Source organism: Fusicatenibacter saccharivorans, assembly GCF_015557635.1.
Lineage (GTDB): Bacteria > Bacillota > Clostridia > Lachnospirales > Lachnospiraceae > Fusicatenibacter > Fusicatenibacter saccharivorans.
Genome location: NZ_JADNOP010000001.1, coordinates 149,936 through 161,488, shown reverse-complemented (window position 1 = coordinate 161,488; position 11,553 = coordinate 149,936). Strand labels below are relative to the sequence as shown.

The 11,553-nt window shown below is 43.0% G+C and carries 10 protein-coding genes; 9 read left to right on the top strand and 1 reads right to left on the bottom strand.

The annotated features are described in order from the left end of the window. Positions 1 to 467: 467 nt before the first annotated feature. The 8 genes from I2G42_RS00735 (at position 468) to I2G42_RS16295 (ending at position 9,670) form a co-directional block, all read left to right on the top strand. Positions 468 to 770 carry a DUF6017 domain-containing protein gene (locus I2G42_RS00735; protein ID WP_330378103.1) on the top strand — a complete coding sequence of 101 codons (303 nt, stop codon included), beginning with the start codon at positions 468 to 470 and terminating at the stop codon, positions 768 to 770. 113 nt (positions 771 to 883) lie between these two features. Then, the gene (locus I2G42_RS00730; RefSeq protein ID WP_158565012.1) at positions 884 to 2,137 is read left to right on the top strand and encodes a leucine-rich repeat protein; all 1,254 of its coding nucleotides are present in this window, start codon (positions 884 to 886) and stop codon (positions 2,135 to 2,137) included. Positions 2,138 to 2,251: 114 nt separating this feature from the next. Continuing rightward, positions 2,252 to 2,581, top strand: coding sequence for a hypothetical protein (locus I2G42_RS00725; RefSeq protein WP_055227875.1), 330 nt, complete (start codon positions 2,252 to 2,254; stop codon positions 2,579 to 2,581). A 99-nt stretch (positions 2,582 to 2,680) separates the two neighbouring features. Then, a complete protein-coding gene (locus I2G42_RS00720; protein ID WP_195530623.1) occupies positions 2,681 to 4,840 on the top strand; it encodes an Ig-like domain-containing protein in 2,160 nt (719 codons plus the stop codon). A gap of 1,044 nt (positions 4,841 to 5,884) precedes the next feature. After that, positions 5,885 to 6,556: a DUF1638 domain-containing protein gene (locus tag I2G42_RS00715; RefSeq protein ID WP_055227877.1), complete on the top strand. Its 672-nt coding sequence runs from the start codon at positions 5,885 to 5,887 to the stop codon at positions 6,554 to 6,556. A 475-nt stretch (positions 6,557 to 7,031) separates the two neighbouring features. After that, positions 7,032 to 8,612 (top strand): ATP-binding cassette domain-containing protein, encoded by a 1,581-nt coding sequence (locus I2G42_RS00710; protein WP_055227878.1) that lies wholly within the window; start codon positions 7,032 to 7,034, stop codon positions 8,610 to 8,612. A 105-nt stretch (positions 8,613 to 8,717) separates the two neighbouring features. Continuing rightward, positions 8,718 to 9,251, top strand: a complete 534-nt coding sequence (locus I2G42_RS16300; RefSeq protein WP_227093459.1) for a hypothetical protein — start codon at positions 8,718 to 8,720, stop codon at positions 9,249 to 9,251. A gap of 155 nt (positions 9,252 to 9,406) precedes the next feature. Continuing rightward, complete coding sequence (locus I2G42_RS16295) at positions 9,407 to 9,670, top strand: hypothetical protein (RefSeq protein ID WP_227093461.1); 264 nt, start codon at positions 9,407 to 9,409, stop codon at positions 9,668 to 9,670. A 38-nt stretch (positions 9,671 to 9,708) separates the two neighbouring features. Here the strand turns inward: I2G42_RS16295 and I2G42_RS16935 are convergent, their stop codons facing one another. Then, entirely contained in the window at positions 9,709 to 9,783 is a 75-nt protein-coding gene (locus I2G42_RS16935; RefSeq protein ID WP_373141018.1) for a DUF6783 domain-containing protein, read from the bottom strand. 130 nt (positions 9,784 to 9,913) lie between these two features. On the opposite strand from I2G42_RS16935, the gene I2G42_RS00700 reads away from it, so the two are divergent. Beyond that, on the top strand, positions 9,914 to 11,443 hold the full coding sequence (locus I2G42_RS00700) for a spermidine synthase (RefSeq protein WP_195530622.1): 1,530 nt from the start codon (positions 9,914 to 9,916) through the stop codon (positions 11,441 to 11,443). Positions 11,444 to 11,553 lie beyond the last annotated feature (110 nt).

Below are 11,553 nucleotides of genomic sequence, written 5' to 3'. Positions count from 1 at the left end.
TTCCTCTCTGCATGAGCAGTGTGCCAACTGTCCGTAGCAGGATCAATGCAAGCCGAAGATCTTTAAGAAGGTTGCAAAAATAGTAACATCCAAAGCAGCGCATGAACGTGCGAAAATCCAACGGAATAGCAAAGAATTCAAAAATTATGCAGGGTTGCGTAATGGAGTGGAAACTGTTCCATCGAATATACGCAAGAATTACCACTTGGAAAAGATACCTCGTGGGAAACAGCGGGGCAAGTTCTTTTTCGGTTCCAAGATAGCAGCATTGAATTTCAGAAAACTCTTCAACTATGTGAAGGGTTTAGGACATTACGCTCAAAATCCGGTACTTGTATAAAATCAAGGAAGGGAATACCAGCGTATATCCGAAGAAATCCGGTATTACACTACAAAATATGAATTTTTCAAGGTGCTATAGAAATAGAGGACAAAGTTATTTATGGTTTTGACCCTAACATCATAATATAAAGCGGGGAACAAAAAGAGATGGGATGGATATGATGGATCGGATATCTGCCTACCGGGAACTGATTCGGAAAAATATTGATTACGAGAACTACCCGCCGATCTATAACAAGCAGGAAGTGGATGAACTGATTGATCTGATTGTAGAAACCCTAATGCTGCCGCCGGATGCAGGAACAATTCGGATTGGAGGAAAGGAACGTCCTGTTTCGATTGTAAAAAGCATGTTCCTGAAGCTGGATAAAGATCACATCTGTTATATCCTGAAGTGCCTGCACAATACGGAAAAGAAAAAAGAGTAAAAATGGCCGTATCAAAAAAACAGCCAGCGAAAAAAAGGCAGAAAAAGAAAAGCAGCTTGTGGATCATAGCGTTGATTGCTGTTATTTTGCTGATTCTTGTTGGAGTCGTATTTTTGGTACTGCCAAAATTTCGAAAAGAAGCTGCACCGGAAAAACCGGAAACGATCAAGGTGGAAGCTGCAGAGAAAAGCTATGCTGCCGGAAGTAGGATTTCAGAAAAAAATTTCCGCGTATACGGAATATCCGGGAAAAAGAAACAGCTTCTGGATGCAGATACATACAGCGTGTCACCGGCTAAAGTGCCGGCACATGGCCACAGTGTTACCGTAGAGGTTTCCTCCAAGGCATATCCGGATATCAAGGCAGAGATAACAGTGCTTATTGACCGTGATGAAAGTGTTAGGTATAAAATCGGCAGAGAAAATCCAGATGATGTGGAGGCTATCCTGTATTCCAACGGGGATCTAGAAATATCCGGAAAAGGAAGCGTCCGGAATTTCAAATCAGATTCTGCGCCATGGAAGAAATATTCTGTTAAACGGCTGACCTGGATTGATCCGGAGGCAGAAGTGGAAAGCATGGACTACTGGTTTACAGGAAATGACGAATACCTGGAAACATTGTGCCGCATCCCGGATACAGTGAGAAGCATGGTGGAAACATTCAAGAATGCTACGGCGATGACCAGTATGCCGGATATGTCTGGTGCGGTCCGGCTGGAAGATATTACATCCTGCGCAGAAGGGTGTATCGCACTGGAAAAGGCCATGGAACTTCCAGGAAATATAAAACAGGCAAAAAAAGCATTTTACGGTGATACGGCGCTGATCGAGGGAGCCGATACAACAGCCTGTATGCAGCTGGAGAACATGGATTCCATGTATTACGGCTGTATGGCTCTGGCATCTGTCCAGATTCCGGACAGTGCGAAAGAACTTTCGAATATCTGCAATGGCTGCGTCAACCTGAAAGAAGTACATATCCCATCGTCTGCACAGAAAATGAACAGCAGTTTTTTCGGATGTACCGCACTGGAATCCATAACCGGTGAAATCCCATCTTCCTGTACGGATAGCGGGAACCTGTTTTCCGGCTGTAAGTTCCTGAGTGGAACACTTACCGTTTCCTGTACATCCAAGACAACCCTTTCAAGCTCGTTTTCGGACGCTGCAACGGCTGGAACAGGACTTACGATCATTTTACGGTACGATGCAGAAAAATCGCAGGAAACGGCCAATACGGGCTTCTACGGGGGAACAAAAAGTGCAGATGAAATCCTGAACGCATTGAAGGCATCCATGGAAGCCGCATTCAGCAGCGGAAGCCATATTACAATAACAACAAATGCAAATAAAACAGAGGGGTGATTAGAATGTAATAAAAATGCAATATGAAAAATAGCAAAAGACTCTTGTAATTACGGAATTGGAAAGGTAATATGATAATATGATTCCAAAAAATGAAAAAGGGGGAGAAACCATATGGACATGAAAGAGCTTCGAAAAAATGCAGAAAAAGTAATAGCAGAACGTTTTCCGGACTTCAATTTTTCCACACTGGACTGGGGAGAGCTTGATCCATTCTATCTGGAGCATCCGGAAGAAATACCGATTGAGCATGAGTTTGTTGGCTACCGGCAGGATGGTGATGTAGCGGAAGATTACCAGGGAAATCTGTATCTGATTCTTTGTGATCCAGGAATCCACCCGATCGGAAGTGTATGCATGGAACAGTCCGAACTGGACGACGCCATAAAACTCGGAAAACGGGAAGATTATACCGGGGAACTTCTGGAAGAAATTCCGGAGTAAAAAGTGAAATAACAAAACAAGGAATCCCGTGTCAAACGTTGACATGGAATTCAAACAGAAAAATCGGTGTCAATGTTTGACACGGACGGAGGAAAAAGTATGAGAAAAAGAATCGCAATGGTACTTCTTGGCCTGAGCCTGGCAGTAGGTACACCGGCCGCAACAAATATGTTCCCAACAGTTTCTGCCCAGACAGTACAGGCAGCTGGAAAAACCGGATGGACGCAGGAGTCTGGAACCTGGTATTTTTATAAAGACGGTGTAAAACAGACCGGATGGCAGACCTGGGACGGAAAAAAATATTATCTGAATGCAGACGGAACCATGAAAGCAAATGAGTGGATGATTGATACGGATGGATCGGTTTACTACTTCCGCAGCTGGGGTGGAGCTTACCTGAACTGCAAGGCAAGAATCAACGGCAGAAGTTATACATTCGGTGCAGACAGTAAGGTACAGGGTTCCCAGTGGGTTGTAAAAGGTGGAAAATGGTATCTGGTAAAAGACGGAAAAATTGCAACGGGCTGGCAGACCTGGGATGGAAATAAATACTACATGAATAGTGATGGAAGTATGCGCTCCAATGAGTGGAGACTGGATGATACAGGGAAAATCCGCTATCTGTGCAGCTGGGGCGGCGCATATAAGAACAGATCTGCCAAAATCAACGGACGCTCCTACACTTTTGATGGTAATGCTAATGTAACCAACATGCAGTGGATCGTGATGGATGGACAGTGGAAACTAGCAAAAGATGGAAAAATTGCAACGGGCTGGCAGACCTGGGACAATAACCGTTACTATCTGAACGCAGACGGAACCATGAAAGCAAATGAATCTTTCACGGACGGGGGAAAAACCTATTTCTTCTGCAGCTGGGGCGGAGCTTATAAAAACTGCTGGCAGACCTGGAACGGAAAAAAATATTACCTGCATGATAACGGTGCAGCCTATCAGAATGAGTGGCTGAAAACCGGAGGAAAATGGTACTGGTTCCAGGCAGACGGCACCATGGCAGTGAACACGAGCTTTACATACAAAGATAACCTGTATTTTGTGGACGGAAACGGAGTTATGCTTTCCGGATGCTGGAAAGAAGAAAACGGAGCAAAATACTATATCCGGAGCTGGGGCGGAGCCTGCAAGGATATGCAGATGAAGATTTCCGGAAAAACATATTATTTCCGATCAGACTGCAAGATGGTAACGGACCAGACGGTAAACGGAAATTACTACGGAAAAGACGGTGCGCTTACAACAAAACCAGCAGCAAAACCGACAGAAACACCGAAACCGACAGAAACACCGAAACCGACAGAAATGCCAAAACCAACGGAGACACCAAAACCGACGGAAACGCCAAAGCCGACGGAAACGCCAAAGCCGACAGAGACACCGAAGCCAACAGAGACACCAGCAGAAACCGTTTATGCAACAAGCGTAACAATTACACCGAACAGTAATCTGGAATTAACTGAAGTTGGACAGACACTGCAGCTGGCCGCAACCGTATATCCGGAAAATGCAACCAACAAAGCGGTAAAATGGACTTCGGATGATCCAGAAGTAGCAAGCGTAGATGAAAATGGACTTGTAACCGTTCATAAAAAAAATGGTCTGCAAAAAGTTACAATTTATGCATCTGCAGAAGGTGTAGAACCGAATCAAGGATCTGTAAGTAGATATGTTGAAGTAAAAATTAATATCCCATATACCAACGAAGAGGCTCTTGGAATGACCGTTTACGATCAGGAAGTTTCCAGAAAGATTTTCGACCTGGTAAATGAAGAACGTGTCAAAGAAGGACATGCAGCTATGATTTGGGATGAAAAACATTGTTATCCGAGAAGCGTTGCCGCTGCCGGATACCACATCATGAGATCAATCACACAGCCAGGATACGGAACTTCTGATAATCTGGCCCTGCATGGTGGCAGACAGAACGGCTGCGGCGGTGGTCTGTCATATACAGATTCCGATGATCTTGCCCGCCAGATCTTCAACCTTTGGATGTCCTCTCCAGGTCATAAAGCAAACCAGATGGATGATTATAATGCATATGGAGCAATCGCTGTAATGTATGGACAACCGCAGGAGTATAACGGAAGAAAAATTGTGAATTTCTCAGCTGTATTCTCATTTGCAAATCAGGATCTTGACTTTCCAGCTACTTGGGAGAATCAAGATATGGGAATGGGCGAAGTCCTTGGTATGACAGAGAACGATTATAATTTGATCACAAACTACTTTATCCGATAAAAAAAGAATCCCCTCTCGTAGACGAATTACGAGAGGGGATTTGTATGTCGAAGAGGTAGTAAAATAGTCGATGGTATGTTATACTGAATCTAATCAGGTCAGAACGTGATAGGGATAGTCTGGTGGTTGTCTTTTCTGGAAACAGAAAGGGGGTAATGCCAATGAATACAATGGAAGTGTTGACGCTTTTACTTGTTGTTTTTGCGGCGTTATCTTACATAAACTTCCACCGCAAGTAGAAAGAAAGCTATTCCCTACCGCAAATAGGGGATAGCCTATGTCTCTTGTTGCTCTTTGTAATAATTTAGATTATTTCAGAAAGGCAACCACCGACACTGGTATATCCTTGATTGCTTCTGATTTGATTATAAGCTGCCGGACGAAAAAAGTCAAGCAGCATGGGGGATGCGCAGAGTTTTGTGTATTCCTTTTTGTTGAAAAAATAGAATATTCTGTCTGGACTTGTTGTTTTTGCTAAGAAGTCAAGGTAACGTTTATGAAGCGATATTTCAGAGACGTTACCTTTTTTATAAAAAAATCTGTGGTTTTAGACGATAAAAATGTCATCTTTTTTGAGAAAATGTCATGTTCTTATATGAAACCAAGCAATCAGTGTGCCGTTTCCTTTCTGCATGAGCAGTGTGCCAACTGTCCGTAGCAGGATCAATGCAAGCCGAAGATCTTTAAGAAGGTTGCAAAAATAGTAACATCCAAAGCAGCGCATGAACGTGCGAAAATCCAACGGAATAGCAAAGAATTCAAAAATTATGCAAGGCTGCGTAATGGAGTGGAAACTGTTCCATCGAATATACGCAAGAATTACCACTTGGAAAAGATACCTCGTGGGAAACAGCGGGGCAAGTTCTTTTTCGGTTCCAAGATAGCAGCATTGAATTTCAGAAAACTCTTTATAGAAATAGAGGACAAAGTTATTTATGGTTTTGCCCCCAACATCAAAACTATTGTAGTATAACATAGAAAGAAAAACTTACGGTAAACGACGCAGATAAATCAATTTTTATATATTGTACGAGGAGCACGAATATGGAAAAAGAAACCGTCATTTTGACTTGCAGTTCGCTGGAACGTTATGTGAAACGGGCACAGGAGAAGATGCATACCAATTATCCGATTATAGTCATTGACCGGATCTATCACGTAGAGCCGGCGACTATGAAAACGGTGATCTGGCAGGAACTGGAAAAAAGAAAAAGGAAGCCGGATACGATTCTGGCTGCCATGGGATTTTGCGGAGGAGTTTGGGACCAGGTGCGGGCACAGGTAAGGACTGTGATTCCAAGAGTAGATGATTGTGTGTCCCTGCTTTTAGCCACAGATGACCGGTACATCCCCAACCGCAAGGAGAGCGGGCATCTGTATCTTTATGAGGATGAGCCCGAAAAATTTTCTGTGTTATCACTATTGAAAGATTATCGGAAAGCATCCAAGGAATTTCAGGGACTAGATGAAGAAACGTTGTTCCACATGTGGTTTGACCAGTATTATTTTCTGGATATCATTGATACCGGGTATAATGATTGTTATGAACTTGCGTATGCGGAGCAGGCGCAGAAAAATGCAGATATGATTCATGCAGCGTTGGACTATGTGCAGGGAAGTAACCGAATCCTGGAAAAACTGGTGTCGGGAGAATGGGATGAGCAGTTTCTGGTAGCTGAACCCGGGCATTTGATCCGGCATGGGGATTTTTTCTGAGTGGAAAAGGATGTTCCAGCCCAGAGATCTGGCATTTTTGGAAGGTCTTGTACTATTTTTATGTAAAATGGAAAGATGCTGAGAAATTAGTTTGGCATTGACAGATCAGCAAATCTGTGATATTGTCCAACTATGCATAGAGCATATTTGAAAAATGCTTTTCGAAGACGCTTTAAAGCATGAATAGAAAAAAGAAAGAACATGAACGTGTAAAGGTGAGGGAATGTATCTGAAATAATTTAAGCTGGAAAACACAATTGTATTTTGGTAAGACCTGTTTGAAACGGGTTATTTTGTGTACGCTTAAATTAGATACTTAGACGATTCGTTATGTTCCGACACCAGTGCCATGCACGCTGTGTCTGTTTAGGATGCGGGTCTGTTTTGCGTACGCAAAGCGGGCTCGCTTTTTAAATACTCTAGGCAGAATTTTTTATGCCGTGAGAAAAAGAAAAACAGGCAGAAGGGAGTTTTTATGGCACAGATCAATGTCAGTAATCTAACCTTTGGGTATGAAGGAAGTTATGATACAATCTTTGAAAATGTATCGTTTTCAATCGACACCAGCTGGAAGCTTGGTTTTGTGGGAAGAAACGGAAAGGGAAAGACAACGTTTCTTCAGTTACTCCTGGGAAAATACGAATACCAGGGAGCGATCACCCGATCGGTTGTCTTCGATTATTTTCCGTATCCGGTGAAACAAAAAGATCTGGAACGGACAGCAGCGGAGCTGATGGAAGACTGGAAAGCGGGAGTAGAGAGCTGGAGAGTTCTTTGTGAATTGGAAAAAGTGGATATGGACGCAGAACTTTTGTACAGACCATTTGGTACGTTAAGCTTTGGGGAGCGGACCAGGGTTATGCTTGCAGTCCTTTTTTCCGGTGAAAATGATTTTCTGCTGATCGATGAACCCACCAACCATTTGGATCAGGACGCCAGAGAGATTATCAAAAAATATCTGGCGTCAAAAAAAGGATTTATTCTGGTATCCCACGACAGGGATCTGCTGGATGCCTGCATCGATCATGTGCTGGTTTTAAACCGGGCCTCGATCGAAGTACAGAGCGGCAATTTTTCCAGCTGGTGGGAAAACAAGGAAAAAGCAGATCATTTTGCCAGAATGGAACATGAAAAACGTGTAAAAGAAATTGGAAAACTAAAGGCAGCCGCCGACTGTTCTTCGCGCTGGGCAGAAAAAAATGAAAATACCAAGATTGGATATGATCCAGCCAAAGAACATGACAGATCGATATCGACACGATCGTATATCGGAGCAAAGACGAAGAAAATGCAGTCGCGCGTCAAAGCGTACGAGGAGAGAATGGACCGGGAGATCGAGAAAAAGGAAGGGCTGTTAAAAGATATCGAAACGGTAAAAGATTTAAAGATTATGCCGCTTTCCCATTACAAAGAACGGCTGATCGAATGCAGGGATTTTTCCTTAAAATATCGGGATGGAAAAGAACATGTGATCACCGGATTGAATTTTGAACTGAAACAAGGAGACCGTGTTTTTCTGAAAGGAAAAAATGGCTGTGGAAAATCCAGCCTGATCAAGTATATTCTGACGCAGAACCTGCAAAATTCTTCCAATGGCGGAATCGAAAAGCGGAAAATTACGATGTCCGGATGCGAAAATCTTTCCGGCGAAAATATAATGGCAACGGGTACCTGTTCGATTGCCTCAAATCTCGTTATTTCCTATATCAACCAGGATACCTCGCATCTGTCCGGAACACTGAAAGAATTTGCCAAAAAGCAGGAAATTGATGAGCCAATGCTCCTTTCCATGTTGCGCAGCCTGGATCTGGACAGAGAACAGTTTGTAAAAAACATGGAGGAATTTTCCGAGGGACAGAAGAAAAAAGTATTGATTGCTGCCAGCCTTTTAACACCTGCGTATCTCTATCTGTGGGATGAACCGCTGAATTATATTGATGTATTTTCACGGATGCAGATTGAGAAACTGATTGCGCAGTTCCAGCCAACGATGCTGATCGTGGAGCATGATGCAAGGTTTGCCAAAAAGCTGGCAACGAAAGTGGTAGAGCTTTGACCAGAAGAATAAACGGAAAGGTTATGACTGAAAAAAAACGAGACTTCTTATGGAGGTCTCGTTTTGCTATGATTAAAAATAGTAAAAAAAGGAGGAATTCACATTATGACAAAAAGAAAAATAATGCTGATTACGGTTTGCTTTGCTATTTTTGCTATATCGCTTCTGCTATCCAGACAGTTTTTTAAAAGCGCTGGAAAAAGGAATATGGATGTTCCGGCAGCGGGATCTGAACAGATAGAGGATTCAAAGGATACAGAAGAAATGACAGAGCTGGAAGAAACAGAAAGAACAGCAGCATCAGAAGGGGCAGCAGAACCGGAAAAAGTGGAAAATGTTACCATAGGAAGTGAGAAATACCGGGGATTTATCCTGGATTGTGTCCTGCATTCGGAGCAGGAGGGGGATATTCATTATAATGTATATATTCCGGATTCTTATGACGGAACAAAAGAATATGCATTATATGTAACACTGCCCGGCTATCAGGGACTGTACTTTCAAGGTGTGGGGGAAAATATCAGGACAGAGGATTTTGGTTTTGAGGCACAAAAATACAATTCGGAGATAATTATCGTAGCACCGCAGTTAAATGACTGGGGTGAGACATCCGCGGATCAGGCAATCGAGCTGACGTAGTATCTTCTTGAGAATTATAAGATCAATCCGGAAAAGTATATAGTAACGGCTATTCCGGCGGAGGAGAAACGCTGGCGCTGATCCTGGGAAAAAAGCCGGAACTGTTTACTGCAGCGCTCATGTGCAGCTCCAAATGGGATGGAGTATATGAACCGGTGACAGAGGCAAAAACACCGGTCTATTTTGTGATTGGCGAAAGTGATGAATATTATGGATCAGAACCGTTTAAAGAAGCGTATCAGATTTTATATGAGCTGTATGCAGAGCAGGGTTTAGCAAAATCCGAAATAGACAATTTGCTGGTACTGGATATAAAAGAGAAAAATTACTTTGCAGGAACGAAAGTGACTTATCAGCACGGAGGCGGTTATCTGTTCTGTCGGGATGAAAAAATTATGGGATGGCTGTTTGGACATTAAGAGTCATGGAAAAATATATTGCAAAATTCCAAAGAAGTCTATAGTATGATAGTAGAGCGCGTTTGAAAAATCATTTCCGCATTCTGTGCGTTCCATTTTGCGGTATGTTTCACTCTTTTGCCGGCATGATGGCAGCAAAAAGATAAAATAAAAAAGGAGTCGACATGGAAAGAAAAAATCGTGGCATCTTAAAAAAACAAGTTATTTTTGTATCTGACAGAATTTTTTTCCGGAATGTCTGTGATGGCGGTAGAACTTGGTGCGAGCAGGCTGCTTGCCCCGTATTTTAGTTCTTCACAGATTGTATGGACGATCATCATCGGAACCATCATGATTGCTATGGCACTGGGAAATATCTATGGAGGCAGAACGGCGGACAAGTCGCCCAATCCGGACAAGCTCTATGGACGTATCATCGTAGCTGCTTTATGGATTGCGTTAATTCCCGTGGTCGGAAAATATATCATTGTTGGCATTTCTGCGGTTCTGATTTTTTCCGTAAATAACAATTTTCTGATCCTGGCTGCGTTTGTGGCCTGTATGGTAATTTTTGTGTTCCCGTTATTTTTACTGGGTACGGTAACTCCGTCGCTGGTCAAATATTCGGTGAGCAATCTGGATGATAACGGAAAAACGGTGGGAACACTGGGAGCATTCAATACGATCGGCAGCATTATTGGTACCTTTGTGCCGACGTTTGTTACGATCCCTGCGGTTGGAACATCGATCACTTTTCTGATCTTTGCGGGAATTTTACTTGCGTTATCCATCGTGTATTTTGTGATGGAAAAAGCAGGGAAAAAGAAAGTGATTGCATCGGTACTTATTTTCGCGTTCTGCTGTGGAACAGGTTATTCCGATTCCTTCGCATTCTGGGAAAACAACCTGACATATGAGGGAGAGTCTGTATACAACTATCTTCAGGTGTACGAAAATGATGAGAGAGTAGCATTGTCTACCAATGTTCTGTTTGGCGTACAGTCTGTCTATATGAAGCAGGATGAACTGACCGGAATGTACTATGATTATGCGATGGCGGCGCCGCTTATGCTCAAAGACAAGCCGACAGATCAGATGGATGTGCTGATCCTTGGCATGGGTACGGGAACCTACGCCACACAGTGCAGGAAATATTTTGGGGACATGAATATCGAAGGCGTAGAAATTGATGAGAAGATCACGGATCTCTCTCGGAAATATTTCTCACTCTCAGAGGATGTTCCGGTGACTACTTACGATGGAAGAGCGTTTTTAAACGCCTCGCAGAAAGCATATGATGTGATTATGGTTGATGCATATCAGGACATCACAATTCCATTCCAGATGTCCTCGAAAGAGTTCTTTGCGCTGGTGAAATCGCATCTGAAGGACGATGGCGTCATGGTGGTAAATATGAATATGCGAGGAACGAAAGAGGGAAACATCAATCAGTACCTTTCAGATACGATTGGAAGTGTCTTTACTACCGAGGTTATCGTCGATGTGGCGGGATCATCCAACCGGGAACTCTTTGCGTCGGACGATCCGGACATCGGAAAGAATCTGACGAAGCATACAGGCGAACTTACAAATGCAAATCTGAAAAATATGATGCAGGAAGTTGCTTCAAATCTTACAGAATATCAAAAAGGAAATTATATCCTCACAGATGACCAGGCGCCGGTGGAACTGCTTGGCATGCAGGTGATCGATGAATTGATTAAAGATGAGGTCCAATACTATAAAGATATCTATAAAGAACGGGGAATCAAAGGGTTGATGGAGTCTCTCTGATATTTGGGCGCAACATGGAAAAGCGTAAATCATGAAAATCTGGCTTGCGCTTACAAATGGGATTTCGATTTTGGTTATGAGCAAGTAGCGAAAGCGGATTGCGAATATCC

What these genes read in the sequence shown, in the direction of transcription:
- I2G42_RS00725 (WP_055227875.1), top strand. Translation starts at nt 2,252, where the DNA reads ATGGACATGAAAGAGCTTCGAAAAAATGCAGAAAAAGTAATAGCAGAA.
- I2G42_RS00720 (WP_195530623.1), top strand. Translation starts at nt 2,681, where the DNA reads ATGAGAAAAAGAATCGCAATGGTACTTCTTGGCCTGAGCCTGGCAGTA.
- I2G42_RS00715 (WP_055227877.1), top strand. Translation starts at nt 5,885, where the DNA reads ATGGAAAAAGAAACCGTCATTTTGACTTGCAGTTCGCTGGAACGTTAT.
- I2G42_RS00710 (WP_055227878.1), top strand. Translation starts at nt 7,032, where the DNA reads ATGGCACAGATCAATGTCAGTAATCTAACCTTTGGGTATGAAGGAAGT.
- I2G42_RS16300 (WP_227093459.1), top strand. Translation starts at nt 8,718, where the DNA reads ATGACAAAAAGAAAAATAATGCTGATTACGGTTTGCTTTGCTATTTTT.
- I2G42_RS00700 (WP_195530622.1), top strand. Translation starts at nt 9,914, where the DNA reads ATGGCGGTAGAACTTGGTGCGAGCAGGCTGCTTGCCCCGTATTTTAGT.